This window comes from Bradyrhizobium sp. Pha-3 (assembly GCF_042258615.1).
GTDB lineage: Bacteria > Pseudomonadota > Alphaproteobacteria > Rhizobiales > Xanthobacteraceae > Bradyrhizobium.
The window spans coordinates 886213-912894 of sequence record NZ_CP170152.1 but is presented as its reverse complement, the minus strand read 5'-3'; the positions used below and the strand labels follow the sequence as shown (position 1 = coordinate 912894).

25 protein-coding genes are annotated in these 26682 nt (G+C 65.2%); 11 read left to right on the top strand and 14 right to left on the bottom strand.

Annotated elements, in window-relative coordinates; translation table 11 throughout:
• Positions 1 to 57: 57 nt before the first annotated feature.
• The 3 genes from ACE10Z_RS04295 (at position 58) to ACE10Z_RS04285 (ending at position 1937) form a co-directional block, all read left to right on the top strand.
• On the top strand, positions 58 to 483 hold the full coding sequence (locus ACE10Z_RS04295) for a PaaI family thioesterase (RefSeq protein WP_375786823.1): 426 nt from the start codon (positions 58 to 60) through the stop codon (positions 481 to 483).
• A gap of 123 nt (positions 484 to 606) precedes the next feature.
• Positions 607 to 1617: an aldo/keto reductase gene (locus tag ACE10Z_RS04290; RefSeq protein ID WP_375786822.1), complete on the top strand. Its 1011-nt coding sequence runs from the start codon at positions 607 to 609 to the stop codon at positions 1615 to 1617.
• 119 nt (positions 1618 to 1736) lie between these two features.
• Positions 1737 to 1937 (top strand): hypothetical protein, encoded by a 201-nt coding sequence (locus tag ACE10Z_RS04285; protein ID WP_375786821.1) that lies wholly within the window; start codon positions 1737 to 1739, stop codon positions 1935 to 1937.
• A 103-nt stretch (positions 1938 to 2040) separates the two neighbouring features.
• Here ACE10Z_RS04285 and katG read toward each other — a convergent pair whose 3' ends face one another.
• Positions 2041 to 4206, bottom strand: coding sequence for a catalase/peroxidase HPI (gene katG, locus ACE10Z_RS04280; protein ID WP_375786820.1), 2166 nt, complete (start codon positions 4204 to 4206; stop codon positions 2041 to 2043).
• Between the two features lie 118 nt (positions 4207 to 4324).
• Here katG and ACE10Z_RS04275 point away from each other — a divergent pair, with 118 nt between their 5' ends.
• On the top strand, positions 4325 to 5281 hold the full coding sequence (locus tag ACE10Z_RS04275; RefSeq protein ID WP_375786819.1) for a LysR substrate-binding domain-containing protein: 957 nt from the start codon (positions 4325 to 4327) through the stop codon (positions 5279 to 5281).
• Positions 5282 to 5765: 484 nt separating this feature from the next.
• Here ACE10Z_RS04275 and galU read toward each other — a convergent pair whose 3' ends face one another.
• Both galU and ACE10Z_RS04265 read right to left on the bottom strand, forming a co-directional pair.
• Positions 5766 to 6641: a UTP--glucose-1-phosphate uridylyltransferase GalU gene (galU, locus tag ACE10Z_RS04270; protein ID WP_375786818.1), complete on the bottom strand. Its 876-nt coding sequence runs from the start codon at positions 6639 to 6641 to the stop codon at positions 5766 to 5768.
• Positions 6642 to 6791: 150 nt separating this feature from the next.
• Positions 6792 to 8093, bottom strand: coding sequence for an NADH:flavin oxidoreductase/NADH oxidase family protein (locus ACE10Z_RS04265; RefSeq protein WP_375786817.1), 1302 nt, complete (start codon positions 8091 to 8093; stop codon positions 6792 to 6794).
• A 92-nt stretch (positions 8094 to 8185) separates the two neighbouring features.
• On the opposite strand from ACE10Z_RS04265, the gene ACE10Z_RS04260 reads away from it, so the two are divergent.
• The 3 genes from ACE10Z_RS04260 (at position 8186) to ACE10Z_RS04250 (ending at position 12144) form a co-directional block, all read left to right on the top strand.
• Positions 8186 to 8605: a MerR family transcriptional regulator gene (locus tag ACE10Z_RS04260; RefSeq protein WP_375786816.1), complete on the top strand. Its 420-nt coding sequence runs from the start codon at positions 8186 to 8188 to the stop codon at positions 8603 to 8605.
• A 134-nt stretch (positions 8606 to 8739) separates the two neighbouring features.
• Entirely contained in the window at positions 8740 to 10119 is a 1380-nt protein-coding gene (locus ACE10Z_RS04255; protein ID WP_375786815.1) for a lytic murein transglycosylase, read from the top strand.
• Between the two features lie 312 nt (positions 10120 to 10431).
• Complete coding sequence (locus tag ACE10Z_RS04250) at positions 10432 to 12144, top strand: SGNH family hydrolase (RefSeq protein WP_375786814.1); 1713 nt, start codon at positions 10432 to 10434, stop codon at positions 12142 to 12144.
• A 158-nt stretch (positions 12145 to 12302) separates the two neighbouring features.
• On the opposite strand, the gene ACE10Z_RS04245 is transcribed toward ACE10Z_RS04250, so the two are convergent.
• The gene (locus ACE10Z_RS04245; RefSeq protein WP_375790102.1) at positions 12303 to 12683 is read right to left on the bottom strand and encodes a CsbD family protein; all 381 of its coding nucleotides are present in this window, start codon (positions 12681 to 12683) and stop codon (positions 12303 to 12305) included.
• A 61-nt stretch (positions 12684 to 12744) separates the two neighbouring features.
• Positions 12745 to 13479 (bottom strand): SDR family NAD(P)-dependent oxidoreductase, encoded by a 735-nt coding sequence (locus ACE10Z_RS04240; RefSeq protein ID WP_375786813.1) that lies wholly within the window; start codon positions 13477 to 13479, stop codon positions 12745 to 12747.
• Positions 13480 to 13665: 186 nt separating this feature from the next.
• Here ACE10Z_RS04240 and ACE10Z_RS04235 point away from each other — a divergent pair, with 186 nt between their 5' ends.
• Positions 13666 to 14445, top strand: a complete 780-nt coding sequence (locus tag ACE10Z_RS04235) for an SDR family NAD(P)-dependent oxidoreductase (RefSeq protein WP_375786812.1) — start codon at positions 13666 to 13668, stop codon at positions 14443 to 14445.
• A 103-nt stretch (positions 14446 to 14548) separates the two neighbouring features.
• Entirely contained in the window at positions 14549 to 15436 is an 888-nt protein-coding gene (locus tag ACE10Z_RS04230; protein ID WP_375786811.1) for a TauD/TfdA dioxygenase family protein, read from the top strand.
• A gap of 230 nt (positions 15437 to 15666) precedes the next feature.
• Here the strand turns inward: ACE10Z_RS04230 and ACE10Z_RS04225 are convergent, their stop codons facing one another.
• Entirely contained in the window at positions 15667 to 16326 is a 660-nt protein-coding gene (locus ACE10Z_RS04225) for a YqgE/AlgH family protein (RefSeq protein ID WP_375786810.1), read from the bottom strand.
• A 136-nt stretch (positions 16327 to 16462) separates the two neighbouring features.
• Between ACE10Z_RS04225 and ACE10Z_RS04220 the strand changes: the two genes are divergently transcribed.
• Together ACE10Z_RS04220 and ACE10Z_RS04215 are read left to right on the top strand one after the other, a co-directional pair.
• Positions 16463 to 17299 (top strand): protein-disulfide reductase DsbD domain-containing protein, encoded by an 837-nt coding sequence (locus ACE10Z_RS04220; RefSeq protein ID WP_375786809.1) that lies wholly within the window; start codon positions 16463 to 16465, stop codon positions 17297 to 17299.
• 271 nt (positions 17300 to 17570) lie between these two features.
• Entirely contained in the window at positions 17571 to 18953 is a 1383-nt protein-coding gene (locus ACE10Z_RS04215; protein ID WP_375790101.1) for a lipopolysaccharide biosynthesis protein, read from the top strand.
• 127 nt (positions 18954 to 19080) lie between these two features.
• Here the strand turns inward: ACE10Z_RS04215 and ACE10Z_RS04210 are convergent, their stop codons facing one another.
• The 8 genes from ACE10Z_RS04210 to ACE10Z_RS04175 all read right to left on the bottom strand — a co-directional run bounded on the left by ACE10Z_RS04210 (position 19081) and on the right by ACE10Z_RS04175 (position 26680).
• A complete protein-coding gene (locus ACE10Z_RS04210; RefSeq protein ID WP_092118875.1) occupies positions 19081 to 19869 on the bottom strand; it encodes a 3-hydroxybutyrate dehydrogenase in 789 nt (262 codons plus the stop codon).
• A gap of 12 nt (positions 19870 to 19881) precedes the next feature.
• Positions 19882 to 21066: a DUF3734 domain-containing protein gene (locus tag ACE10Z_RS04205; protein WP_375786808.1), complete on the bottom strand. Its 1185-nt coding sequence runs from the start codon at positions 21064 to 21066 to the stop codon at positions 19882 to 19884.
• Between the two features lie 106 nt (positions 21067 to 21172).
• Positions 21173 to 21670 carry a CAP domain-containing protein gene (locus tag ACE10Z_RS04200; protein ID WP_076860877.1) on the bottom strand — a complete coding sequence of 166 codons (498 nt, stop codon included), beginning with the start codon at positions 21668 to 21670 and terminating at the stop codon, positions 21173 to 21175.
• 232 nt (positions 21671 to 21902) lie between these two features.
• Complete coding sequence (locus ACE10Z_RS04195; RefSeq protein WP_375786807.1) at positions 21903 to 22952, bottom strand: sulfate/molybdate ABC transporter ATP-binding protein; 1050 nt, start codon at positions 22950 to 22952, stop codon at positions 21903 to 21905.
• Positions 22942 to 23904 carry a sulfate ABC transporter permease subunit CysW gene (cysW, locus tag ACE10Z_RS04190; protein ID WP_375786806.1) on the bottom strand — a complete coding sequence of 321 codons (963 nt, stop codon included), beginning with the start codon at positions 23902 to 23904 and terminating at the stop codon, positions 22942 to 22944. Before cysW ends, ACE10Z_RS04195 begins: the two co-directional genes overlap by 11 nt.
• 8 nt (positions 23905 to 23912) lie before the next feature.
• Entirely contained in the window at positions 23913 to 24698 is a 786-nt protein-coding gene (gene cysT / locus ACE10Z_RS04185) for a sulfate ABC transporter permease subunit CysT (protein WP_375790100.1), read from the bottom strand.
• Positions 24699 to 24769: 71 nt separating this feature from the next.
• Positions 24770 to 25759 (bottom strand): sulfate ABC transporter substrate-binding protein, encoded by a 990-nt coding sequence (locus ACE10Z_RS04180; protein WP_375786805.1) that lies wholly within the window; start codon positions 25757 to 25759, stop codon positions 24770 to 24772.
• A 198-nt stretch (positions 25760 to 25957) separates the two neighbouring features.
• Positions 25958 to 26680: a phosphoadenylyl-sulfate reductase gene (locus ACE10Z_RS04175; RefSeq protein WP_375790099.1), complete on the bottom strand. Its 723-nt coding sequence runs from the start codon at positions 26678 to 26680 to the stop codon at positions 25958 to 25960.
• Positions 26681 to 26682: the final 2 nt, after the last annotated feature.

Sequence of the window (26682 nt, the reverse complement as noted above, 5' to 3'; positions counted from 1 at the left end):
TGAGCGGAACGACATGCCTCCTGCGATCAATCATTTGCAAGCAAGGAATCCCTCCTCATGACGGCCAGGGCCGCGGACAAACTCAAATCCGACGGCTGGAAGATCGCCGACACCACGGGTTTCCTGACGCTGATCGGCCCGTTGTGGGAGCGGCTGAAGGACGGCGCGCTCGAGCTCGCGCTGATCACCGAGGACAAGCACCACAATCGCCGCGGCCTCGTGCAGGGCGGCGTGATCATGACCTTCGCCGACCGCGCCTGCGGCATGGCCGCGCGCTTCGTCTCGGGCAGGCCGACGCTTGCGACGGTGCAGCTCGACACCCATTTCGTCGAGGCCGGCAAGATCGGCGAGATCCTGACCACGCGGCCGCGCGTGGTGCGCTCGACCCGCAGCCTGATCTTCATCACGGCCGAGGTGACCGTCGACAAGCGCTGTGTCGCGATGGCCAACGGCGTGTTCAAGATCTTGAAGAACGAGAGTTGACCATCGTCGTTCCGGGGCGATGCGTAGCATCGAACCCCAATACGCAATTGCGTATTGTGGAACCTCGAGATTCCGGGTCTGGTCCTTCGGACCATCCCGGAATGACACCGGAGGGAGTGCCCGATGCAATATCGCCAGCTCGGCCGCAGCGGCCTGAAAGTCTCGCCGATCTGCCTCGGCACCATGATGTTCGGCGGGCCGACCGACGAGGCGACCTCGTCGCGGATCGTGGCCAAGGCGCGCGAGGCCGGCATCAACTTCATCGACAGCGCCGACGCCTATAATGGCGGCAAGTCCGAGGAGGTGGTGGGACGCGCGATCTCGAACAACAGGTCGAACTGGGTGCTCGCGACCAAGCTCGCCAATCCGATCGGCGACGATCCGAACCATGGCGGGCTGTCGCGGCGCTGGGTGTTCCAGGCCGCCGACGAAAGCCTGAAGCGGCTCGGCACCGACTACATCGACGTCTACTATCTGCACAAGGAAGACCACACGACGCCGCTCGACGAGACGGTGCGCGCGATGGGCGACCTGATCCGCGCCGGCAAGGTGCGCTACTTCGGCGTCTCCAACTATCGCGCCTGGCGGGTCGCCGAGATCTGCAACATCTGCGACCGGCTCGGCATCGATCGTCCCGTCGCGAGCCAGCCCTATTACAATGCGATGAACCGGATGCCGGAGGTCGAGCATTTCCCGGCCTGCACCTATTACGGCCTCGGCATCGTGCCGTATAGCCCGCTGGCGCGCGGCGTGCTGACCGGCAAATACGCACCCGATGCGGCGCCGCCCGCCGATACCCGCGCCGGCCGCAACGACAAGCGCATGATGCAGACCGAGTGGCGGCCGGAATCGCTGCAGCTCGCGCAGCAAATCAAGCGCCACGCCGAGAGCCGCGGCATCACCGCCGGGCAGTTCGCGGTGTCGTGGGTGCTGAACTCGTCGTTCGTCAGCGCCGTCATTGCAGGCCCGCGCACCGAAGCGCAATGGGACGATTACATCCGCGCGCTCGATTACCGCTTCACCGCCGAGGACGAAGCCCTGATCGACCGCCTCGTCGTCGCCGGCCATCCCTCGACGCCGGGCTTCAACGATCCCGCCTATCCGATCGAGGGGCGCCGGGCGAGGACCGGATAGCGTCCAGCCTTCGGCATTCCCCTCGGCTACGCCGAAGTCACGTTTCGTAGCTTCCGAATTGCGCATGCGCCACACAGGCTGCACCATCAGCGTATGGAAATGCTGATGCTGGTGCTGCAATGACGGCATCCAATGTACTGGACTGGATCGTGGCTCTCCTGGTGTGCTGGGCGAGCCTGACTGCAATCTTCGAGCCTTCGCGCGGGGCCTCGCAGTGCGATGCTCCCATCGTGACGAGCAGCGCGCCGCAATCGCGACCGGCGATTCCGACGCAGGCGGAGTTCGAGGAGATGATCCGGGACATGAAGCTGCACGACTGAGCAAAGCTGCGGAAAGCCTTATCTCTTTCAATTGCATCCCCGAAATGAAACAGGGCGGCGCCGAAGCGCCGCCCTGCCCTGATTGCCGTGACGTACCGGCCGCTTACTTCGCGAGATCGAAGCGATCGGCGTTCATCACCTTGGCCCAGGCCGCGACGAAGTCGTTCACGAACTGCTCCTTGGCATCGGACGAGCCGTAGACCTCGGCGAACGCACGCAGCTGCGAGTGCGAGCCGAAGATCAGGTCGACGCGGGTGCCGGTCCACTTCACCGCCTTGGTCTTGCGGTCGCGGCCTTCATAGACGCCCTGGCCGGCATCGCTCCACACCGTGCCCATGTCGAGCAGGTTGAGGAAGAAGTCGTTGGTCAGCGTCCCCGGCTTGCCGGTGAAGACGCCATGCTTCGACTTCTTGGCATTGGCACCGAGCACGCGCAGGCCGCCGACGAGGACCGTCAATTCCGGTCCGGTCAGCCGCAACAGCTGCGCACGGTCGACCAACGCCTCCTCGGGCTGCAGGAACTGATGCTTGCCGCCGATATAGTTGCGGAAGCCGTCAGCCCGCGGCTCGAGCGGAGCGAACGATTCGACGTCGGTCTGGTCCTGCGTCGCATCGGTGCGGCCCGGCGTGAACGGGACCTTCACATTGGTGCCGCCGTCCTTCGCCGCCTTCTCGATCGCCGCCACGCCGCCGAGCACGATCAGGTCGGCCAGCGAGACCTTCTTGCCGAACTCCTTCTGGATGGCTTCGAGCTTGGCCAGCACACCCTTGAGCTGGGCCGGCTCGTTGACATCCCAGTCCTTCTGCGGAGCAAGGCGGATGCGCGCGCCGTTGGCGCCGCCGCGCTTGTCGGAGCCGCGGAACGTGGAGGCCGAGGCCCAGGCGGTCGACACCAGTTCGGACACCGAAAGACCCGAGGCTGTTATCTTCGCCTTGAGCGCCTCGATATCCTTGTCGTCGATCACGGCATGATCGAGCGCCGGCACCGGGTCCTGCCAGATCAGCGTCTCCTTCGGCACCAGCGGGCCAAGGTAGCGCGCGATCGGACCCATGTCGCGGTGCGTGAGCTTGAACCAGGCGCGGGCGAAGGCGTCCGCGAACTGATCCGGATGCTCGTAGAACCGGCGCGAGATCTTCTCATATGCCGGATCGAAGCGCAGCGACAGGTCGGTGGTCAGCATGGTCGGGACATGCTTCTTCGACGGATCGAACGCGTCCGGAATATCTGCCGCCGCGCCCTTCGCCTTCCACTGCTTCGCACCCGCCGGGCTCTTCGTCAGCTCCCATTCGTACTTGAACAGGTTCTCGAAGAAGTGGTTGCTCCACTTGGTCGGGGTCTGGGTCCAGGTGACCTCGGGACCGCCGGTGATCGCGTCAGCGCCGACGCCGGTGCCGAACTTGCTCTTCCACCCCAAGCCCTGTTGCTCGATCGCGCTGCCTTCCGGCTCCGGCCCGATCAGCGACGGATCGCCCGCACCGTGGGTCTTGCCGAAGGTATGGCCGCCGGCGATCAGCGCAACGGTCTCCTCGTCGTTCATCGCCATGCGGAAGAACGTCTCGCGGATGTCCTTCGCGGCGGCAACCGGGTCCGGATTGCCGTTCGGGCCTTCCGGGTTGACGTAGATCAGGCCCATCTGCACCGCGCCGAGCGGTTCGGAGAGCTGGCGCTCGCCGCTGTAGCGCTCGTCGCCGAGCCAGGTGCCTTCCGGACCCCAGTACAGTTCTTCCGGCTCCCACACGTCGGCGCGGCCACCCGCAAAACCGAACGTCTTGAAGCCCATCGATTCCAGCGCGACGTTGCCGGCGAGGACCATCAGGTCGGCCCACGAGATCTTGCGGCCGTATTTCTGCTTGATCGGCCACAGCAGCCGCCGCGCCTTGTCGAGGTTGGCGTTGTCAGGCCAGCTGTTGAGCGGGGCGAAACGCTGCTGTCCGGCACCGGCGCCGCCGCGGCCGTCGGTGATGCGATAGGTGCCCGCCGAGTGCCAGGCCATGCGGATCATCAGGCCGCCGTAATGGCCGAAGTCGGCCGGCCACCATTCCTGCGACGTCGTCATCAGGGCCGTGAGGTCCTTGATCACGGCGTTGAGATCGAGGCTCTTGAATTCCTTGGCGTAGTCGAAGCCCTTGCCCATCGGATCGGACAGGCTGGAATTGTGATGCAGCACCTGAACGTCGAGCGTCTCCGGCCACCAGTCACGATTAGAGTGCCCGCGGGGCCCGCCCGTGAATGGGCATTTGCCCGCGCCTTCGTCGGTTTTTGCGTCCATGTTTCTTCTCCGAGGTGGTGGATTCTGGAATCTGCTGGAGCTCTTCCAAGAACGATTCTACGCGCCTCAATCCATCAGGTGAAATTGACTTTAGTGATCGCGCCGATAAGATAATCTGATGATAAATGTCACACTCCGGCAACTGAGGTATTTCGATGCGCTGGCCCAGCACGGGCATTTCGGACGCGCCGCGGATGCCTGCGCGGTGTCGCAGCCGGCGCTGTCGATGCAGATCCGCGAGTTGGAACGGGCGGTCGGCGGCGTGCTGATCGAACGCAATGCCCGGCAGGTCACCCTGACGACCTTCGGCGAGGACCTGCTGCATCGCGTGCGCGACATCCTGCGCTCGGTCGACGAACTCGGCGACTTCGCGCGCGCCTCGCGCGACAAGCTCGCCGGCCGCCTGCGCGTCGGCATGATCCCGACGATTGCGCCATATCTGCTGCCGCGGGTGATCGAGACCCTGGCGCGGCTGCATCCCGAACTCGACATCCATGTCCGCGAGACGCTGACGCCGAAGCTGATCAAGGCAGTCGCCGAGGGCCGGCTCGACACCGCGATCGTGGCACTGCCGGTGCATGAACCGTCGCTGACCGAGGTCGCGCTGTTCTCGGAAAATTTCCTGCTGGTGCGGCCGGGCGAAGATGCCAAGACGCCGGTGCCGAGCGCCGAGATGCTGCGCGAGATGCGGCTGTTGCTGCTCGAGGAAGGCCATTGCTTCCGCGACCAGGCGCTGTCGTTCTGCAATATGCAATCGTCGTCGCCGCCGCGCGAGGTGCTGGATGCGAGCTCGCTGTCGACATTGGTGCAGATGGTCGGCGCCGGCATCGGCGTCACCCTGATCCCCGAGATGGCGGTGACGGTGGAGACGCGCTCCGCCCCGGTCACCGTCTCGCGCTTCAAGAACCCGCAACCCTCGCGCACCATCGGCATGGTCTGGCGCAAGACCAGCCCGCTCGCCGCGCAGCTGCAGCAGATCGCCGAAGTGGTCAGCCTCGCTGCCCGGGAGTTGCGTGCGCCGAAGCAGGATGGGGTGAAGGACATGAAGCGTGCGGGGCGGCGCAAGGTGGCGTGACGGCTCACGCGGCCCGTTTGACACACATGTCGCACCACCCACCGCTGTCGTCCTGGCGAAAGCCAGGATCCATAACCTCCGAAATTTGCTTGTGAACGGGAACGCGGCCCCGGTGCCGCACGACAACTGACATTTGGGGGTCCTGGCTTTCGCCAGGACGACGATGAGGATGGTTCTCGATTCAAAATGTCAAACAACGCGGTGTCATCACCCGCGCATGCGGGTGATCCAGTATTCCAGAGGCGGGTGAGCTTGAGCCGAGAGGCCGCGGCGTACTAGATCGCTCGGTCGAGCCGGGCGATGACAGTGTGAGTGGGGATGCAGCTTCGCATTCTCGCGGGCAACTCAGTGATTGACGCATGTGAGGAAAGCACGGTGGACGGGTTCCCTCTCCTCTTGTGGGAGAGGGAGCCAGAGAGACGCGCTCACCTCACCGCGTTCCGACTATAGCGCTCTGCGCGACTGGCACCGACGAGCCGCGCCCCTACTGCCCCAGATACTTCTTCATCTCGGCGATCAGGCCGTCGCGCAGTTCGGGGCGCTTGAGGCCGAAGGCGATGTTGGCGCGGAGGAAGCCGGGCTTGGAGCCGCAATCGTGGCGCTCGCCCTCGAACTCGACGCCGTAGAACTTCTGCGTCTTGGCAAGCCCGATCATCGCGTCGGTGAGCTGGATCTCGCCGCCGGCGCCGCGCTCCTGCGTGGCCAGGATGTTGAAGATTTCCGGCTGCAGGATGTAGCGGCCGGTGATCGACAGGTTGGACGGTGCGGTGCCCTTCGGCGGCTTCTCGACCATGCCGTCGACCTCGAAGATGTTGCCAGTGCGTGTTCCCACGCCGCAGATGCCGTATTGATGGGTGAGCTCGTCGGGCACGGCCTCGACCGCGATCACGTTCGACTTCTCGCCGAGCTTGTTGGCGGCATCGATCATCTGCTTCAGGCAGCCCGGCGTGTTCAGCACCAGCTCGTCCGGCAACACCACCGCGAACGGCTCGTTGCCGACGATGTCGCGCGCGCACCACACCGCATGGCCGAGCCCGAGCGGCGACTGCTGCCGGGTGAAGCTCATCGCGCCGGCTTCGGGCTGGTTCTGCGCCAGGATGTCCTGCTCGGTCTTCTTGCCGCGTTGCGCGAGCGTGGTGTCGAGCTCGAACATGCGGTCGAAGTGATCCTCGATGACACCCTTGTTGCGGCCGGTGACGAACACGAAGTGCTCGATGCCCGCTTCTCGCGCTTCGTCGACCACGTACTGGATCAACGGCTTGTCGACGATGGTCAGCATCTCCTTCGGCATCGCCTTGGTGGCGGGCAGCACGCGGGTGCCGAGACCGGCGACGGGAAATACGGCTTTGCGGATCTTCATGGGATTATCGGAGGCCTTGAAATCGGGTGGGACGGCGGCGCGGAATCTAATCGCTCCTTGGTACCCGTTTTGCAGCCGACAACAAAGGCGGATGTGTGATGCGCACCAATCCGCCTTGTCCACCCAAGTATTTCCGAACTGAATGGCCGCCTACCGAGGCATCTCCACGGCCCGCACGTTGGCGCGTGACGGCGCTGACGCGCCGAGAGACGCAGCCGTCGCGTTGGCAGATGACGCGATCCAGCGGCGATATTTGCGGGTGAGCGAGGCCGTGCGCAGCTGGGCGAGAACCAACGCCTTCAGCGGCGAAACGTTCGGATTAGCCATGCGGCCCCGGCTCAACCGCCGCAGCTGGAATTTCACGACCGCCATGGCAGCAAGCGAGGCCAGCGGCTTGCTCTTCCAGCTGATGGGCGCGACTTCTGGCCGCAGATCCTCGCCGGCGCGCCACGCATTCGGCAAATCCGGCCTGATTGCAAGTGCGGTGGCGATACCCGCGATGGCAACGCCGCTGTCGAGCACCTGTTGCACGATGCCGATGCGGCGAATGCCGCCGGTGACCATGACCGGCATCCTGGCGACCCCTGCGATCTCGCGCGCGAAGTCGAGGAAATAGGCCTCGCGCGCCAGCGTGCGACCGTCGCGCGCATCGCCCTGCATCGCCGGCGCCTCGTAACTGCCGCCCGACAGTTCCACCAGATCCACCGGCAATTCATTGAGCATCTCGACGACCGTTTTCGCGTCGGCTGCATCGAAGCCGCCGCGCTGGAAATCAGCCGAGTTCAGTTTGACTGCGATCGAGAAGCCCGGCGACACCGCGGCGCGGACGGCTTTGACGGTTTCGATCAACAGACGCGCCCTGTTTTGCAGCGAGCCGCCCCAGCGGTCGGTGCGCCGGTTGCTCAAGGGCGACAGGAACTGGCTGATTAGGTAGCCGTGCGCGGCATGGATCTGCACGCCCGAGAAGCCGGCCTGCTCTGCGAGTGTCGCGGCCGTGACGAAGCGCGCGATCACCTCGTCGATGTCGTGCTCGGTCATCGCCCTCGGCATCGCAAACAGATTCGAATGCTTGCCGAGATCAAGCGCCACCGCCGATGGCGCCAGGGTTGGCTGGCCCATGTTTTTCATCATCTGCCGCCCCGGATGACTGAGCTGCAGCCAGATTTGCGCGCCCCTCGCCCGGCCGATCCGGGCCCAGTTTCGGAACGCCTCGAGCGGCGTGCCGTCCTCCAGCACGACGCCACCCGGTCCGGTCATGGCGCGGCGATCGATCATGACATTGCCGGTGATGATGAGGCCGGCGCCGCCGTCCGCCCAGGCCTGATAAAGGCGCAGCAGTTCGGCCGACGGGAGGTGCCCGGCGTCAGCCATGTTCTCCTCCATCGCCGCCTTGGCGATGCGGTTCGGAACGCTGGTCCCGTTGGGCAAAGTGAGGGATTCGAACGGCGACATGAGCCAGGTTTCCTTATCGAGTTCCTTGTTGATCCGCAGGCACCCTAACCTTAAAGTTAACTTTAAGGTCAAGCAGCCGAAGGAGCGCCGCAGTGAAGATCGGGGAACTGGCTCGGGAGTCTGGCCTCGCGCCATCGCGCATCCGCTTCTATGAGCGCGAGGGGCTGATCGGGTCGATCGATCGCGGCTTGAATGGCTATCGGCAGTATTCGCGCGAAACCAGACAGGTTCTCGAGATTATCGTGATGGCCCAGCAGGCCGGGTTTTCGCTCGACGAGATCCGGAACCTGCTTCCCCCACACGGCAAGGGAGACTGGAGCCGCGACAGACTGGTGGCCGCGCTCAAGACCAAGGTGGTCGAGGTCGCAGCCTTGCAGCGCCGGTTGTCCGAAACCCAGGCCGGGCTCGAAGCCGTGATCGCCCGGATCGAGGCCACGCCGCCGGGCGGCGACTGCTTTGAGAACGCCGAAGCCGTCTTGGCCGGCCTCAGGGAACAGTCGAAGCCGGATTGACGACGCCGGACAATTTGTCCCGGTCAAACCATCGCGCGCGATTTCGCCACGCCCCAAATGCTGCGCTTTGTTAAGCTATTGGAAACCGTGACGGGGCCTTCTGAGGCGGCACGATTTTGACAGGCACACGACATATGCGCGCGACCGGAACACCAAGGACCAGACTTTGCAGCGCGAGCCTGATCGCGCTGGCCCTGCTGCTGCCGGGCGCGACGCAAGCCCAATCGGCCGGCAACGGCCTGACCAACCTGATCGACAGCATCTTCTCCCCGAACGCCGCAACGCCGCCGCAGGCCGCGACCGGCCAGGACGGCGCAGCGCCGCCCTGGAGCGGCGAAGACGGCGCCTCCGGCCATCCCTTGATGACGGCAGCCGCGATCCGCCAGGCCGCGTCCGACTTCCCGAGCTGCGTCGCGGCGATGTGGCCGGATGCCGCGCGGCGCAACATCACCCAGCAGAATTTCGAGCGCTTCACCGCGGGCCTGCAGCCTGACCTGCGCATCATGGATCTGCTGGATTCGCAGCCGGAATTCACCAAGGCGATCTGGGACTATCTCGACATCCTCGTCAGCGACACCAGGCTCGCGAAGGGCCGCGAGATCCTCGCCAAATACAAGCCGCAGTTCGACGCGACCGAGAAGGCCTATGGCGTCGATCGCTACATCATCGCGGCGATCTGGGGCATCGAGTCGAACTACTCGACCCAGATGGGCGATCGCAGCGTGTTGCAGTCGACCGCGACGCTCGCCTGCATCGGCCGCCGCCAGGCCTATTTCAAGGACGAATTCCTGTCGGCGCTGGAGATTCTCAACCGCGGCGATCTCAGGCCCGAACAGATGCGCGGCTCCTGGGCCGGCGCCTTCGGCCCGACCCAGTTCATGCCGACCGCGTTCAAGCGCTACGCGGTCGACGGCGATGGCGACGGCCGCCGCGACGTCGTCGACGATCCGAGCGACCTGATCGCCTCGACCGCCAACAATCTGAAGAAGGACGGTTGGCAGACCGGCGCGAGCTGGGGCTACGAGGTGGTGCTGCCGCAGGGCCTGAACTACATGCTGGCCGACCGGGCCAAAGCGATGCCACTGTCGCAATGGGAGCAACTCGGCGTCAAGCGGCCCAACGGCCAGGCGTTCCCGCGGCCGTCCGACAAGGCCTATCTGCTGGCGCCGGCGGGTGCCGAAGGTCCGGGCTTCCTGATGCTGCAGAATTTCCGGGTGATCATGAAGTACAACCCGGCCGAGGCCTATGCGCTCGCGATCGGCCATTTCGCCGACCGCCTGCGCGGCGGCCAGCCCTTCGTGCAGCCCTGGCCGCGCCAGGAGCGGGTGCTGTCCCGCGCCGAGCGGCTGGAATTGCAGCAGCTGCTCGCCCAGCGCGGCTTCTACAAGGGTACGCCCGACGGCCAGTTCGGCGGCCAGACCCGCGAGGCGCTGCGCGGCTTCCAGGTCTCGATCGGGGCGCCGGCCGACGGTTTCGCCACCGCCGAGGTGCTGGAGCGGCTGCGCGGGCGGTAGGGCTGCCCCGTAGCCCGGATGAAGCGCAGCGTAATGCGGGGTTCTCACCGTGCGGTTCGTCTGTCCCGGATTACGCTACGCTCCATCCGGGCTACGGCTCTCACTCCACCTCGCCGCTTGCGGAGGAGGGAGCGCGGTTCCGTCGCCGCGGCATCCGGGCCCCTGCTCCCCGAAACTAACCGTGAAATCCGATATTTGCCGCCTGCCTTGACGGCGGCTGGAGGCACCCGATTTATGGTGGAAAAGCTGCCCGCTTGCGGCCCGATTCCGCTAATATGCTCCCCTGCTTCCTGATCATTGCGACTGAACTCGATGCGAGAGCCGAAATCCTTCCTGCGCGTATTCACCGAAGCCGGTCCGCTGGTCGCGCTGGCGGTGGCGCTCGCGCTGTTGATCGGCATTGTGCAGCCCGCCTCGGCGCAGTTCTTCGGTTTCCCCGGCTTCGGTGACGCCCCCCAGCGCCGCGGGCCGCCGCGTAGCAGCGGTGGTGGCGGCGGCGGCTGGTTCGGAGGCGATTTCTTCGCGCCGTTCCAGCAGCAGCACCCGCAGGCCCAGCCGCAGCAGCGGCCACGCGAGGATTTCTCGCGCGCCCCGCCGCCGGCCAAGCGCGAGGCAGCGGCCGAGCGCAACGTGCTCGTGATCGGCGATGCCATGGCCGACTGGCTCGCCTATGGCCTGGAAGATGCCTATTCCGACCAGCCCGACATGGGCGTGATCCGCAAGCACAAGACGGTCTCCGGCCTGATCCGCTATCAGCCCAAGGGCGACCCGGCGGACTGGGCTGCGGCCGCCAAGGGCATTCTCGCCACCGAGAACCCCGACGCCATCGTCGTGATGCTCGGCCTCAATGATCGCACCTCGATCCGCGAACCGGTCGTGGAGAAGAAGGCCGACAAGAAGGACGACAAAAAGGACGCGCGCGGCAAGCCGGACGCAAAGCCCGGCGACAAGCCCGATGCCACCGCCAAGACTGACGGCAAGACCGACGGCAAGCCGGCCGATGCCGAGCTGCCGGCCGACGACGCCGACACCGACTCGCAGGCGGCGCCGGAAAAGACCGCGCGCTCGCCCAACGGCCTCTATGATTTCCGCGACGACCGCTGGGTCGAGCTCTACGGCAAGAAGATCGAGGAGCTGATCAACGTGCTGAAGAGCAAGGGCGTGCCGGTGCTGTGGGTCGGCCTGCCCGCGATCCGCGGCCAGAAGGGCACGTCGGACATGCTGTTCCTCGACGCGCTCTATCGCGACGGCGCCGGCAAGGCCGGCATCACCTATGTCGACGTCTGGGACGGCTTTGTCGACGAGGCCGGTCGCTTCATGCAGAAGGGCCCGGACTTCGAAGGCCAACCGCGCAAGCTGCGCTCCGATGACGGCGTGTTCTTCACCAAGGCCGGCGCGCGCAAGCTCGCGCACTATGTCGAGCGCGAGGTGACCCGCCTGCTCGCGGTGCGCACCGGCCCGATCGCGCTGCCGAGCGAACCGGCAACGCCCGAGACCAGCACCGAGCCCGGCAAGCCCCCGCCGCGGCCGCTGGCAGGACCCGTGCTGCCGCTGGTCGCCTCCACGGTCGGCACCGATCAGTTGCTCGGCGGCCCCGGCTCGCGGCCCGCCGCGGTCGACGCGCTCGCTGCGCGCACGCTGGTGAAGGGCGAGGCCTTGGCGCCGCCGGCCGGCCGTGCCGATGATTTCGCCTGGCCGCGCCGCGAAATGGGGCGCGAGCAGGCCAAGGGCGACGTGCCGGTTGCCGCGACCACGCCGGCCGCCCCGGCGGGTGGCCCTGCCAATCCGCCGCCCTCGACCACGGCGATCGCGCCCGACGGCTCGATCATCACCGCGCCGAAGCCGCAACGGCGCGTGTTCCGTCCGGCCCAGGCCCAACCGCAGCAGCAACCGCAGACGCAGCCCTGGCTGCGTGACTTCTTCGGCTTCGGCGCGCCGCAACAGCAGCGCCCGCTGGTGGCACCGCCGCGGCCGCCGCGCAATGTCGGACAGCGTGCCGCGGTACCGGGGAATCCCTGGCAGTAGGCGGCGCGCGACGCGCCCGCGTTCAGATCATGGCAAAATCGTAGGGCGGGTTAGGCGAAGCCGTAACCCGCCGACGTCGCGTGCGCGATGAGTCGTGTGTGCGGAGAGAATGGCGGGTTACGCTAACGCTAACCCGCCCTGCGATTTTGTCGTGCAGCTCAGCCGTAATAGCGCCAGCGTGACGGCGGCGGACGGCGCGTCATGAGGAGCGCTAGCGCAAAGCCGATGCCGCCGGCGATCAGAAGCGCGCCGAGCGGATTGTCCTGCACTGATCTGGCCATCGCCTTCTGCCCGTCGCGGATCGTCTCGCCGCGATTCTCATAAGCATCCTTGAACGTATCCTTGGCGTAGTTGACCGCTGTGTCGGCGGCGTCGCGCGCGGCATCCTTGGCCTGGCCGTAGAGATCCTGCACCGCGCCTGCGGCTTCGCGCGCGCGGCCCGAGGCCTGGGTCTGTGCATCGCCGGTCGCATCGCCGACGGCGCCTTCGGCCTTGCCCGCGAATTCCTTCGCCGTTCCGAAAATCCGATCCTTGTCCATCATGATTGCTCCCTGAAACTGTCAGGAGGCCAACCGCGGAACCTTGCACAAGTTCCTGGAGCTAAAGAATGAGCCCGCCATCGACAATGATGGTCTGGCCGACGACGTAGGAGGCGAGCGGCGAGGCCAGGAACAGCGCGGCGCCGGCCATGTCGGCCGGCGTGCCGAGACGCTTCAGCGGAATGCGCTCGAGCGCGCCTTCGAGCCGCTTTGGATTTGCGGTCGTCGCCTTGGTCATCTTGGTGTCGACGAGGCCGGGCGCGATGCCGTTGACGCGGATGCCGTTCTCTGCCCAGGCCTCGCCGAGCGTGCGCGTCAGACCGACCGCGCCGGTCTTCGAGGCGTTGTAGGCCGGATTGCCCATGGTGGAATGGTAGGCCGCGGTCGAGCTCACGATGATCAGCGATCCCTTGGCCGCGCTCAGCATCGCGTGGAATTTCGTGGCGCAGGCCATCAGGCTCATCAGGTTGACTTCCATCACCTTGCGGAAACCTTCCATCTGGAATTCCCCGCGGCGGTAAATCACCGCGCCCTGTGCCAGCACCAGCACGTCGAGCCGATCGAACGACGGCGTGAGGTTTTCAATCGCCTGCGGATTGCTGACATCGAGCTGCGCATAAGCGAGACCCTCGAGATGCGAGCCTTCCTCTGCGGAATAGTCGCTCGCCTGCGCGCGGGTACCGTACACACTGACGCGCGCGCCCTTGGCACGGAACGCCTGCGCGATGCCGTTGCCGATGCCGCTGGAGCCGCCGACCACCAGTACCTGCTTGCCGCCGAAATCGAGCTCGTTCATCGCATTCCTCTCCCGTGTTGTTTTCTTGATTGAGCATGATCCCTTCGAAAAGCCAACGCAAAAGCCAACGCAGAACTTGCGTTAACGCGCTGCGCGCGTGCCGATGGCGGATCGCCGGTTTGACGTCTTTGCGGATCGGTGCCAGCGTTGCCGGTCTCACACCAAAAAAATCAAGGGAGGTCCGTCGTGTCCGAATTCAAGCAGCTCAGCCGCTCGGTGAAGGGCCTCACCGTTCTCGTGACCGGCGCCGCCAGCGGCATGGGCCGTGCCACCGCGCGCGTGTTCGCCGATGAAGGCGCCAATGTCGCGGTCACCGATCTCACCGAAGAGGGCACGCATACCGTCGCGAAGGAAATCGCAGCAAGCGGCGGCTCGGCAAAGGCCTGGACGCTCGACGTCAGCGATCGCGACGCCATCACCAGGGTCGTCAACGATGTCGCCGCGCATTTCGGCGGGCTCGACATCATTGTCAACAATGCCGGCATCTCGGTGCGCGTGGCGATCGACGATCCCGGGTATGAGGACGCCTGGGCCAAAGGCATCGCGGTGATGCTGACGGCACATCCGCGCATCATCCGCGCCGCACTGCCATACCTGCGCAAGTCGCGATCGCCGCGCATCGTCAACATCGCCTCGACCGAGGCGCTGGGTGCAACAGGCCTGCACAGCCCCTACTCCGCGGCCAAGGGTGGCGTCACCAGCCTGACCCGCTCGCTCGCGGTCGAGCTGGGGCGCGAAGGCATTACGGTGAACTGCATCTGCCCCGGCCCGATCCGGACCGCCATCACCGACCGCATCTCCGAGGAGCACAAGACGATCTACGCCAAGCGCCGCACCGCGCTCGCGCGTTACGGCGATCCGGAAGAGGTCGCGCACATGACGCTGAGCCTGTGCCTGCCCGCCGCATCCTTCCTGACCGGCGCGGTGATTCCCGTCGATGGCGGGTTGATGGCGCGGAATGCCTGACCCGCGTCTGGTCGCGAAGCGTTGACAGCGCGGGCGCCGGGAGTAGCCTTCTCGTCGAACGAAGCGGGACAACCGCCCGCGAGATACGGGGAGAGATACGCCAATGACGGTGCTGATCCGGCAGCTTCACAAGCATTTCGTCGGCGAGGTCTCCGGCGTCGATCTACGCAAACCGCTGACGAAGCAGGAAGCCATCGACATCGAGGCCGGCATGGACAAATACGCCGTGCTCGTCTTCCACGGCCAGGACATATCAGACGAGCAGCAGATGGCGTTCGCGCTGAACTTCGGCGAGCGCGAGAATGCGCGCGGCGGCACGGTGACCAAGAAGGAAGACTACCGCCTCTCCTCCGGGCTCAACGATGTCTCCAATCTCGGCAAGGACGGCAAGCCGCTGCCGAAGGATCACCGCACCCACCTGTTCAATCTCGGTAACTGCCTGTGGCACTCCGACAGCTCGTTCCGGCCGATCCCGGCGAAATTCTCGCTGCTGTCGGCGCGCGTGGTCAACCCGAAGGGCGGCAACACCGAATTCGCCGACATGCGCGCCGCCTATGACGCGCTCGACGACGAGACCAAGGCCGAGATCGACGACATGATCTGCGAGCACTCGCTGATGTATTCGCGCGGCTCGCTCGGCTTCCTCGACTACACCGACGAGGAGAAGGAGATGTTCAAGCCGGTGCTGCAGCGCCTGGTGCGCACCCATCCGGTGCACGGCCGCAAGTCGCTGTACCTGTCCTCGCATGCCGGCGCCATCAGGGGCATGAGCATGCCGGAGGCCCGGCTGCTGCTGCGCGATCTCACCGAGCACGCCACGCAGCCGGAATTCGTCTATGTGCACAAATGGGCGGTGCATGACCTCGTGATGTGGGACAACCGCCAGACCGTGCACCGCGTGCGCCGCTACGACCAGTCGCAGCCCCGCGACATGCGCCGCGCCACGGTGGCCGGCACCCAGCCGACGGTGGCGCAGGAGGCGGCGGAGTAGCGGGGCGCCGCCACCGCCGGCGTAGCCAAACCCGCCGCTGGCGTAGCCACACCCACAGCTGTCGTAGCCAACCCCACAGCCGTCGTCCCGGGCAAGCGAAGCGCGACCCGGAACCCATAACCACCACTGTTCGAGATTGCGCGAAGCTGCGGCCCCAGCGCGGCGTCGCCACAACGCCCTGTGGCTATGGGTCCCTGCTTTCGCAGGGACGACACGGTGAGTGTGGCGCGCTACGCGTGGCCGGCGTCGTTCGACAGCATGCCGGCCTCGATGCCGATCTTGCGCAGGGCGCGCGCGTATTTCTCGTCGACATCGGTGCCGAAGATCAGCTCCGGATCGGCGGCGCAATGCAGCCAGCCATTGTGCTGGATCTCGTTCTCGAGCTGGCCTGGCGCCCAGCCGGCATAACCCAGCGCAAGGATCGCGTGCTTGGGGCCTGAGCCCTTGGCGATCGCCTTGAGGATGTCGACGGTCGCGGTGAGCGAGATGCCGTCGTCGATGTTCAGTGTCGCATCCTCAATGTAGAAGTCGCTGGAGTGCAGCACGAAGCCGCGGCCGGTGTCGACCGGGCCGCCCTTCATCACTTTCATCATCTCGGCATTCTCGGGCAGCGAGATCTGGTCCGACTTCTCGATGATGTCGAGCTGCACCAGCAGGCCGGGGAAATCGATGCTGCCGGCCGGGCGGTTGACGATGATGCCCATCGCTCCCTCGGAGGAATGCGCGCACATGTAGATCACGGAGCGTTCGAAGCGCGGGTCGTTCATGACAGGCATCGCGATCAGCATCTGGCCATCGAGATAGCCATCTTCGGTGGCATGGGGACCGACGGCCGGGCTTCTGCCGGCGGCGGTCTTGCGAGTCTTGCCTGTTTTGCCTTCAGGGCGCATCCACAAAGGCCTTTCCTGCTGATTTGGCATCCTGATATTGGGTCGCGGTTCTGTCAATCAACCTTCGGCCGCAGTGCGGCGATGCATCACAAGCAATTCAATGGTTTGCAACGAAAGTTGCAGGTAAAGACGTCTCATGACCGTCACAGTTCCCATGCGTGCCGCATTTGCCGTTGCCGCCATATTTTCCGTCGCATCCGTGGCAACGGAGGTCCGCGCCGACGACGCCTCGCCGTGGCAGCAGGACACGCATTCGGCGGTCAGGCTGCTGGCGGGATCGCGCAGCGGCGCGGTGCTGCTCGGCGGCATCGCCTTCCAGTTGCAGGACGGCTGGAAAACCTACTGGCGCACGCCGGGCGATTCCGGCGTGCCGCCGCGATTCGATTTCTCCAAATCGGACAATGTCGACGCGGTCACGGTGATGTGGCCGGCGCCGCGGCAGTTCGACGACGGCGCCGGAGGTACCTCGCTCGGCTACAAGCACCAGGTGGTGCTGCCGCTGCGCATCGTCGCGAAGAATCCCGACAAGCCGCTGGTGCTGCGCGCCGACATCAACTACGCGGTGTGCGAGAAGCTGTGCGTACCGGTGGAGGCGAAGGCCGAGCTCGCCTTCGCGAGTGTCGCCTCGACCGAGGATGCCGCGCTGTCGGAAGCGCTCAACGCGGTGCCGAAGCCTGCCAATATCGGTGATCCCGCCCCGTTCACGATCCGCGACGTCAAGCGCGACGGCAACAACGTGCTGGTCGATGTCACCGCGCCCGAAAGCCGCGACCTCAGCCTGTTCGTCGAGGGGCCGACGCCCGACTGGGCGCTGCCCGTGCCCAAACTCGTCGAGCACGCGCCGCCGGGCGTGAAGCGCTTCTCTTTCGAGCTCGACGGATTGCCGCCGGGTGCCAAGGCGGACGGCGCCGCGCTGAAGCTGACCTTGGTCGGCGGCGACAAAAGCTACGAATTCAATATCAATTTGAACTGACGCCAGAGGTCGTTCCGGCCTGGTGCGCAATTGCGCACGGAAGCCGGGACCTATACTCCGCGGCTGCAGTGTGAAGCGCGCAGGGGTTCAAGCTGTGTGCACTAACTGTTCCCTGTGGTTATGGATCCCGGCTCCCGTGCGCAATCGCGCACCAGGCCGGGATGACGCAAGATGGGAACATCCGTCACCCAACCCAATCTTAACGTTTCGTTGATAGATCGGGGGCCATTGCCGCCTTGCGGCGCTTTAGGAATTTTCCGCCTTGGCTGTGATGGAGACACAATCCGCGACCACTGCGCCATCGGGCCCGGCTGCGCGCCTGCGCGGCCTCGCTGCGCGCCTGCTCGGCGGCACCAAGGAGGCGTCGGTCACCAAGCGCCTCGCCGGCACCATCTTCATCATCCGCGTCATCAGCGCCGCCATCGCCTATCTCGCGCAGATCCTGCTGGCGCGCTGGATGAGCGGATCGGACTACGGCATCTATGTCTATGTCTGGACCTGGGTGCTGCTGCTCGGCAGCACCATGGATTTCGGCATCGCGCCGTCCTCGCAGAAGATCATCCCGGAATATCGCGCGCGCGGCGATCTCGCGGCGCTGCGCGGCTTCCTTTCCGGCGGCCGTTGGGTTGTGCTTGCCGCGTCGAGCACGGTGGCGCTGCTGCTCGCCGGCGTGATCCACCTCGCCTCGCCCTGGATCGATCCGAATGCGGTGGTGCCGCTCTATATCGGCTGCCTGACATTGCCGCCCTTCGTGGTCGCCAACACCCAGGACGGCATCTCGCGCGCGCATGACTGGATGCAGCTCGGCCTGATGCCGCAGTTCATCGTGCGCCAGGGACTGATCATCGCGCTCACCGCCGGCGCGCTGGCGCTCGGCCTCAATCTCGGCGCGACGGCCGCGATGATCGCGAGCGCCGCAGCCGTGTACATCGCGGCGATCGGCCAGATGATCGTGCTGAACCGCCGCCTCAAAGCCCATGTCGGGCCGGGCGAGAAGACCTACGACGTCAGAGGCTGGTTCGCGATCTCGCTGCCGATCATGCTGGTCGAGAGCTTCTATCTGCTGCTCGGTTACACCGACGTGCTGATGCTGCAGCAATTCCGCTCGTCCGAGGAAGTCGGCATCTATTTCGCCGTGGTGAAGACGCTGGCGTTGGTGTCGTTCGTGCATTACGCGATGTCGGCGACGACGGCGCATCGCTTCGCGGAGTACAACGCGCTCGGCGACAAGGAGCGGCTGTCGGCCTATGTCGCACACGCCATCAGCTGGACGTTCTGGCCCTCGCTGCTCGCGACCATCGCGCTGCTCGCCTTCGGCAAGCCGCTGCTATGGCTGTTCGGCCCGAAATTCGTCGACGGCTACAGCATCATGTTCGTCGCTGCGATCGGCCTCGTGGTGCGCTCGGCGATCGGGCCGGTGGAGCGGCTGTTGAACATGCTGGGACACCAGAGCATCTGCGCCACCGCCTATGCGGTGTCGTTCTTCATGAATGTCGGGCTCTGCATCGCGCTGGTGCCGCGCTACGGCGGCATGGGCGCCGCCGCCTCGACCTCGCTGTCGCTGACCTTCGAGACGATCCTGCTGTTCGTCGTGGTGCGCTCGCGGCTCGGGCTGCACGTGCTGGCGTTCGGGAAGCGACGGTCGGCGCCGTAGCATTGAGGCGAGCCGGTTGCGTCACCGCCGGCGGCGATCATCAGATCGAAAGCAAACGCCGGCCCTGATCCAATCAGGGCCGGCTTTGCTCTAGTTGACAAATCCAGCGCCAAATCCCGCTGGAAGACTACTCCGCGGTCCAGCCGCCGTCGATCGAGAGATTGGCGCCGGTGATCTGCGCAGCATCGTCGCCGCACAGGAACAGCGCGAGTGCTGCGACCTGCTCGGAGGTGACGAATTCCTTGGTCGGCTGGGCGGCGAGCAGCACGTCCTTGATGACCTGCTCCTTGGTCATGTTGCGCGCCTTCATGGTCTCCGGAATCTGGTGTTCGACCAGCGGCGTCCAGACATAGCCCGGGCTGATGCAGTTGCAGGTGATCTTGAACTGCGCGAGCTCGAGCGCCGCGGTCTTGGTGAGGCCGGCGATGCCGTGCTTGGCCGAGACGTAGGCCGACTTGAACGGCGAGGCGACCAGCGAGTGCGCCGAGGCGGTATTGATGATGCGGCCCCAGCCGCGCTTCTTCATGCCGGGCACCGCGGCACGGATGCCGTAGAACGCGGACGACAGATTGATCGCGATGATCGCTTCCCACTTCTCCGGCGGGAATTCCTCGATTGGCGACACGAACTGGATGCCGGCATTGTTGACGAGGATGTCGACCGAGCCGAAGGTCTTTTCGCCGAGCGCGATCATGTCGGCGATCTCGGCGGGCTTGGTCATGTCGGCCGGCGAATAGGCCGCCTTGACCTTGAAGTCGGTCTCGATGCCGGAACGCTCCTTCTCGATGTCGGCAGGCACACCCATGCCGTTGAGCACGATATTGGCGCCGGCGCCGGCGAAGGCGCGCGCATAAGCCAATCCGATGCCGCTGGTCGAGCCGGTCACAACGGCGGTCTTGCCTGTCAACGTACCCATTGTTCTTCGCTCCTATTTGCTTGCAGAGGGCTTCGTTTCAGGGGTCTCGGGTTCGTCCCCCGTGAGGTCGTAAGTCACCATGGTCTCCCCGGACTGCGGCCGTTCTAGCCATTCTTTGTGACGCATCGACAAATGCACGTCGCGCACGCCTGCGCCCCAGTGCTCGACCATCGCAAAATGGGAGAAGTCGTAGTCCTTCGACGAGCTCTCGTAATTTTTGCTCTTGTAGATCAGGTGAACCACCGTGACGGTGTTCTCCTTCGACGCCTTGCGCAACAGTTCGACCGACGGATCGTTCTTCAGGTAATCGGGCAGCTTGCCGATCAGGTCGCGCACCGCCATGCGGGCGTTGTGGATCTGCCTGTTCTTGTCGGTGTTCATCCGCGTCCGGCTGGAATAGCGAATGTCCTTCTCACGCTCGGCGGCCTCCAGCAGCGTCTCGGGCAACGGCCCGCGCGCGCTGAACAGGTCGACCTGGAAGATCAGGAGATCGCGGCTGGTCTCCTCATCGAGCACGAAGTCGAGCGGCGTGTTGGAGGCGATGCCGCCGTCCCAGTAATGCTCGCCCTCGATCACGACGGCGGGAAAGCCCGGCGGCAGCGCGCCCGAGGCCATGATGTGCTCGGGGCCGATCTTCTTGCCGAGCTTCTTGAACTCGTAATTGTCGAAATAGCGGAAGTTACCCGAGGTGACGCCGACCGCGCCGACCGACAGCCGCGTCTTCAGATCGTTGATGCGATCGAAGTCGACCAGCCGCTCCAGCGTCTTCTTCAGCGGCGCCGTGTCGTAATAGCTCAGCGATTGCGAACTGCCGGGCGGCCACAACGGCGCCGGCGGAATCCGCGGCGTGAAGAAGCCGGGCACGCCGAAGGTCGCGATGATGGCGGCGCTGGTCTCGTTGAACAGCGAGCGGGCGCGCTCATGCTTGGAGACCGGATTCCAGGGCACCGGCGCCGACACCATCTCCCAGAATTCCTTCAGCCGCGGCACCCGCTTGTCCGGCTCGTTGCCGGCGATGATCGCGGCATTGATGGCGCCGATCGAGATGCCGGCGATCCATTCCGGCTCGAAGCCTGCATGACAGAGCGCCTGAAAGGCGCCGGCCTGATAGGAGCCGAGCGCACCGCCGCCCTGAAGAACCAGCACACGCTGCCCTTGCGCCGGCGTCGAGCCGGGCGCGGAATCCGAAGTATCCATTCGTAACCGTTCGGTTCGAAATGACTTGAGAGCGCACCGTGGCGGCTGTTCGCCGCGGCGTCAATCAGTGAGATACGGAGGGGAGTTCACGCGGAATTTATCGAGATCAGGTTGCCGCCAAAATGAGCGTCCAGAACACCTTGTATTTGGTATTCGGAGCATAGACGGCCGCGATGCCCATTTTTGTGACGCCGCTTTTGAGCATGTTGGCCTTGTGCGGCGGTGAATCGCGCCAGCCCGAAAACGCCTCCGCGAGCGTGTGATAGCCGGCCGAGATGTTTTCGACCGCGACGGTCGCCGGATAGCCGCCGGCCTCGAGCCGCTTGCCGAGCGGGGCCTTCACGTCATGGTCCATCTTGTTGCGGGCGGCCATCGCCTGCGACTGCTGCTCGGCGAGCCTCGTAAGGTCCGGGTCGACCACGACGGTGCCGAGACCATTGTTCTGGCGGTACTGCGAAAACATGATCGCGGCGGCCTGGCTGTCCAGCACGGCACCGGGCTGCGCCATGTTGAGATACATGGCCGGTTCTTCCGGGATTTTGGTGTCTGTGCCGCAGCCGGCAAGCACCAGAAGCCCGAACAGGGCGACCGTCGTCCGTTTCACAGGTGAAAACCCCCAAGGTTGGCCCGCCGTTGTTGCATACCAACCGTGGCTGAATGGTGAACAGGGGCTAACTTTTGGCCATCAATAGCCACCGATCTCCGGGGGCCGTAGCCCGGATGGAGCGAAGCGCAATCCGGGACAGCCTGACCGCGGAGCAAGGTCCCGGATTTCGCTGCGCTCCATCCGGGCTACGAGACTTTTCAAGGGAGGTTTTCAGCGGTCGGTTGGAGCCCTACTCTTGGGCGGCAAATATCCGGTAGCGCCGGGGCTGCAGCGAGACGATTTCGCCGGCCTGCAGCTCGCGGTCGCGGGGGGCGTCGATCTCGATCACGGTCTTGCCCTCGCTCCCCGACAAGGCCACCTCGGCGCGCTGGATCGGACCGAACGAGCGGACATGCCGGATGGCGCCTTCCAGCGCCCCGGTTCCCGCCGGGCCGACCGCCATGTCGTGGCGGCGGATGAACAGCTTGGCCGCGCCGGACGCGGCGCCCAGCGCCGGAATGTTCAGGGGACGGCCGTCGAGCCGCACCGCGTCGCCGGCCACATCGACCGGCAGCACGATGGATTCGCCGATGAAGCCGTGCACGAAGGCGGTCGCCGGGTTGTCATAGACCTCGCCGGGCGAGCCGATCTGCTCGATCCTGCCCTTGTCCATGACCACAACGCGGTTGGCGACTTCAAGCGCCTCCTCCTGGTCGTGGGTGACGAAGATCGAGGTGACGTGGATCTCGTTGTGCAGCGAGCGCAGCCACTGCCGAAGCTCCTTGCGCACCTTGGCATCGAGCGCGCCGAACGGCTCGTCGAGCAGCAGGATCCGCGGCTCGATCGCAAGCGCACGCGCCAGCGCGATGCGCTGCCGCTGGCCGCCGGACAATTGGCTCGGATAACGGTTGGCGAGCCAATCGAGCTGAACCAGATCGAGCAGGTTCTTGACGCGGGCGCGGATCGTCGCCTCGTCCTTGCGGATCGCGCGCGGCTGCACGCGCAGGCCGAAGGCGACGTTCTCGAACACCGTCATATGGCGGAACAGCGCATAGTGCTGGAACACGAAGCCGACCTGACGCTCGCTGGCGCCGCGCGAGAGCGCATTCTCGCCGTCGATCGCGACCTCACCCGAGTCGGGCCAGTCCAGCCCCGCGATGATCCGCAGCAGCGTCGTCTTGCCGGAACCGGACGGGCCAAGCAGCGCCAGCAGCTCGCCGTCGGCGACCTTGAGATCGACATTGTCGAGCGCAGCAAAGCTGCCGAACGTCTTTACGATATTCTTGACTTCAATCGCCATCGGGCACCTCTGCCTCGTCGAGCCGCCGCTCGAGAACGGTTTTCGCCACCAGCGTGATCAGCGCCAGCATCGCCAGCAGCGACGCGATCGCGAACGAGGCGACGAACTGATATTCGTTGTAGAGAATCTCGACCAGGAGCGGCATCGTGTTGGTCTCGCCGCGGATGTGGCCGGAGACGACGGACACCGCACCGAACTCGCCCATCGCGCGCGCGTTGCAGAGCAGGACGCCGTAGAGCAGTCCCCATTTGATGTTGGGCAGCGTGACGCGGAAGAAGGTCTGCAGGCCGGAGGCGCCGAGCGAGATCGCCGCCTCCTCTTCCTGGGTGCCCTGCTCCTGCATCAGCGGGATCAGTGCGCGCGCCACGAACGGGAAGGTGACGAAGATCGTCGCTAGCGCGATGCCGGGTACCGCGAACAGGATATGGACGTTGTGCGCCTGCAGCCATGTTCCGAAGTAGCCCTGCGCGCCGAACAGCAGCACGAAGACCAGGCCCGAGATCACGGGCGAGACCGAGAACGGCAGGTCGATCAGCGTGATCAGGAAGGTCTTGCCGGTGAATTCGAACTTCGAGATCGCCCAGGCCGCGACCACGCCGAACACGAGGTTGAGCGTGACCGAGACCGCCGCGATCAGCAGCGTCAGCTTGATCGCAGCGAGCGCCTCGGGCTCGGCCAGCGCCGTGAAATAGGCGACGATGCCTTTCGAGAACGCCGAGGCGAACACGACGACCAGCGGCAGCACGACGAAGATGCTGAGGAAGGCGATCGCGAGCGCAATGATGATGAGGCGGACCGGGCCCGGCTCGGTGCGCGGGTTGCGCCGCGCCGCGACCGGCTCCGCGCGCGCGATCTCGAGCCGCGGCGCGGGAGCCGCAACGCTGACATCGGTCGCGGGCGCGTAGGTCCGCAGTTGCGTGGTCGAGGTCGCCAATCCCGTCTGCATCGACATCTCGAACCTCAATGCACGGGAATGCGGGCTTGCGCCCAGCGCTGCAGCCGGTTGATCAGGAAGATGATCAGGAACGAGGCCACCAGCATCACGACCGCGATCGCGGTGGCGTCGGCGTAGCGAAATTCGGACAGCCGGATCACGATCAGAAGCGGCGCGATCTCGGAGACATTGGGCAGGTTGCCGGCGATGAAGATCACCGAGCCGTATTCACCGATGGCGCGGGCGAAGGCGAGCGCAAAGCCGGTAAGCAGCGCCGGAATCAAACTCGGCAGGATGACGCGAAACACGGTGTGCCAGCGATTGGCCCCTAGGCTCGCCGCCGCCTCCTCGATCTCGGGATCGAGATCGATCAGCACCGGCTGCACCGTGCGCACCACGAACGGAATCCCGATGAAGATCATCGCGATGAAGATGCCGATCGGCGTGAACGCGACCTTGATGCCGAGTTCGGCGAGCGGCGCGCCGAGCCAGCCTTTCTGCGCGAACAGCTGCGTCAGCGCGACGCCCGCGACCGCCGTTGGCAAGGCAAACGGAATATCGACGATGGCGTCGAACAGCCGCCGGCCCGGAAAGCGGTAGCGCACCAGCGCCCAGACGATGATGGTGCCCATCACCAGATTGACGCACGCGGCCGCAAACGAAAGCCCGAACGAAATCTTCAGCGCATTCAGGGTGCGGCGGCTGCTGACGATGCCCCAGAACTGATCGAGGCTGAGCTCGAACGTCTTGAGGAACAGCGCAGCCAGCGGAATCAGGATGATAACGGAGAGCCATGTCAGGGTCAGTCCCATGGTGAGACCGAACCCCGGCAGGGTACTGCGCCTTGCAACCGCTGTGCTCACATATCCCCCTGATATCTCGATCAGTTCTTGTAGATCTGATCGAAGATGCCGCCCTCGGCGAAGTGCTCCTTCTGCGCCTTGGTCCAACCACCGAAAACGTCGTCGATGGTGAAAAGTTCAACCTTGGCGAAGGATTTTTCGTACTCCTTGGCAATCTCGGGATCGCGCGGCCGGTAGGAGTTGCGCGCGGCGATCTCCTGGCCTTCCTTGGTGTACCAGTACTTCAGATAGGCTTCGGCGACGGCCCGGGTGCCCTTCTTGTCAGCAACCGTATCAACGACGGTGACCGGCGGCTCGGCCAGGATCGACTGCGCCGGGGCCACGATCTCGAACTTGTCCGGCCCGAATTCGCGCAGCGCGAGGAAAGCTTCGTTCTCCCACGCGAGCAGCACGTCGCCGACACCGCGCTCGACGAAGGTCACGGTCGAACCGCGCGCGCCGGTGTCGAGCACCGGAACGTTCTGATAGAGATCGGCGACGAACTTCTTCGCCTTGTCGGCCGAGCCGAACTTCTTCTGCGCGTAGCCCCAGGCGGCGAGATAGTTCCAGCGCGCACCGCCCGAGGTCTTCGGGTTCGGCGTGATCACGGCAACGCCGGGCTTGATCAAATCGTCCCAATCCTTGATGCCCTTGGGATTGCCCTTGCGGACCAGGAACACGATGGTCGAGGTATAGGGCGAGGCGTTGAGCGGCAGCCGCTTCTGCCAGTCGGTGGCAATGAGGCCCTTGCCCGCGATCGCATCGATGTCATAGGCCAGCGCCAGCGTGACGATATCGGCCTGCAATCCGTCGATCACCGAGCGCGCCTGCGAGCCCGAGCCACCATGCGACTGCTTGATCTCGACGCTCTTGCCGGTTTCCTTCTGATAGGCCGCAGCGAACGCCTTGTTGAAATCGACATAGAGCTCGCGCGTCGGATCGTAGGACACGTTGAGCAGCGAATAGTCGGCCGCGAAGGCCGAGCTCGCCCACAACAATCCCGCGACCAGCGGCAGCATGCGACGGATCATTTCTGTCTCCATTCAACCTGAGAATGTCAGGGAACACGCAGGACATAACTCACGGTGAAGTGGCCTTAAGTCAACGAAACCGGTTTTCTTTGTTTTCAGCGGCGCAGCGCGCTTGTGCTACGAAGCCGCCGCGCTGCGAAGGCTTTGTCGCGTCGCCCGATCGCGATTGAAGCGTCATCGTGATCGAGCCCCGGCGCCCTACGACATCTCCGTCGTATGGATGCCGCATTCCGTCTTCGCCCGGCCACGCCAGCGGCCGTCGCGGGCATCCTCGCCGGCTGCGGCCCGGCTCGAGCAAGGCATACACCCGACCGACTGATATCCCGATGCGACAAGTGGATGCGGCGGCAGCTTGCCGAGCGTGTAGATCGCCTCGATCTCCTCGCGCGAGACATTGGCGAACGGATTGAATTTCAGCCTGACGCCGTCGTCCTCGACGACGGGGATATCGGCGCGGGCACCGCCCTGGAAACGCTTGCGGCCGTTGATCCAGCCGGCGAACGGCTTCAACGCGCGCGCCAAAGGCTCCACCTTGCGGATGCGGCAGCAGGCGTCGGGATCGCTGAACCATAATTCGCGGTCCGGGTCCTGGCGCGACAGCGCCTGCTCATCGGGCTTGATCGACCGCACATCGGTGAGGCCGAGCGTCTTGATCAGCGTATCACGATAAGCCAGCGTCTCCTCGAACAGCCAGCCGGTGTCGAGGAAGACCACCGGGATCGCCGGATCGACGTCCGCCATCACCTTGAGCAGCGCGGCGGACTCGGTGCCGAACGACGACACCAGCGCCAGCTTCTCGCGGCCGACCGTCTCCAATGCGGCAGCGATCACCTCGGCGGGGGATGCTTTGCGCAGCGCGCGATCGAGCGCATCCGCCGGAGGCAACGCGGCTGATCCCACTGCCAACTCTGGTGCAAGCATGC

Excerpts from the sequence above, each read along its gene's own strand:
- ACE10Z_RS04250 (WP_375786814.1), top strand. The coding sequence starts at position 10,432 with ATGCGAGAGCCGAAATCCTTCCTGCGCGTATTCACCGAAGCCGGTCCG.
- ACE10Z_RS04175 (WP_375790099.1), bottom strand. The coding sequence starts at position 26,680 with ATGCTTGCACCAGAGTTGGCAGTGGGATCAGCCGCGTTGCCTCCGGCG.
- ACE10Z_RS04220 (WP_375786809.1), top strand. The coding sequence starts at position 16,463 with ATGACCGTCACAGTTCCCATGCGTGCCGCATTTGCCGTTGCCGCCATA.
- ACE10Z_RS04215 (WP_375790101.1), top strand. The coding sequence starts at position 17,571 with ATGGAGACACAATCCGCGACCACTGCGCCATCGGGCCCGGCTGCGCGC.
- cysW (WP_375786806.1), bottom strand. The coding sequence starts at position 23,904 with ATGTCGATGCAGACGGGATTGGCGACCTCGACCACGCAACTGCGGACC.
- ACE10Z_RS04240 (WP_375786813.1), bottom strand. The coding sequence starts at position 13,479 with ATGAACGAGCTCGATTTCGGCGGCAAGCAGGTACTGGTGGTCGGCGGC.
- ACE10Z_RS04205 (WP_375786808.1), bottom strand. The coding sequence starts at position 21,066 with ATGGATACTTCGGATTCCGCGCCCGGCTCGACGCCGGCGCAAGGGCAG.
- galU (WP_375786818.1), bottom strand. The coding sequence starts at position 6,641 with ATGAAGATCCGCAAAGCCGTATTTCCCGTCGCCGGTCTCGGCACCCGC.
- ACE10Z_RS04290 (WP_375786822.1), top strand. The coding sequence starts at position 607 with ATGCAATATCGCCAGCTCGGCCGCAGCGGCCTGAAAGTCTCGCCGATC.
- ACE10Z_RS04285 (WP_375786821.1), top strand. The coding sequence starts at position 1,737 with ATGACGGCATCCAATGTACTGGACTGGATCGTGGCTCTCCTGGTGTGC.
- ACE10Z_RS04275 (WP_375786819.1), top strand. The coding sequence starts at position 4,325 with ATGATAAATGTCACACTCCGGCAACTGAGGTATTTCGATGCGCTGGCC.
- ACE10Z_RS04265 (WP_375786817.1), bottom strand. The coding sequence starts at position 8,093 with ATGTCGCCGTTCGAATCCCTCACTTTGCCCAACGGGACCAGCGTTCCG.
- ACE10Z_RS04180 (WP_375786805.1), bottom strand. The coding sequence starts at position 25,759 with ATGATCCGTCGCATGCTGCCGCTGGTCGCGGGATTGTTGTGGGCGAGC.
- ACE10Z_RS04230 (WP_375786811.1), top strand. The coding sequence starts at position 14,549 with ATGACGGTGCTGATCCGGCAGCTTCACAAGCATTTCGTCGGCGAGGTC.
- cysT (WP_375790100.1), bottom strand. The coding sequence starts at position 24,698 with ATGGGACTGACCCTGACATGGCTCTCCGTTATCATCCTGATTCCGCTG.
- katG (WP_375786820.1), bottom strand. The coding sequence starts at position 4,206 with ATGGACGCAAAAACCGACGAAGGCGCGGGCAAATGCCCATTCACGGGC.
- ACE10Z_RS04210 (WP_092118875.1), bottom strand. The coding sequence starts at position 19,869 with ATGGGTACGTTGACAGGCAAGACCGCCGTTGTGACCGGCTCGACCAGC.
- ACE10Z_RS04225 (WP_375786810.1), bottom strand. The coding sequence starts at position 16,326 with ATGCGCCCTGAAGGCAAAACAGGCAAGACTCGCAAGACCGCCGCCGGC.
- ACE10Z_RS04195 (WP_375786807.1), bottom strand. The coding sequence starts at position 22,952 with ATGGCGATTGAAGTCAAGAATATCGTAAAGACGTTCGGCAGCTTTGCT.
- ACE10Z_RS04295 (WP_375786823.1), top strand. The coding sequence starts at position 58 with ATGACGGCCAGGGCCGCGGACAAACTCAAATCCGACGGCTGGAAGATC.
- ACE10Z_RS04245 (WP_375790102.1), bottom strand. The coding sequence starts at position 12,683 with ATGGACAAGGATCGGATTTTCGGAACGGCGAAGGAATTCGCGGGCAAG.
- ACE10Z_RS04255 (WP_375786815.1), top strand. The coding sequence starts at position 8,740 with ATGCGCGCGACCGGAACACCAAGGACCAGACTTTGCAGCGCGAGCCTG.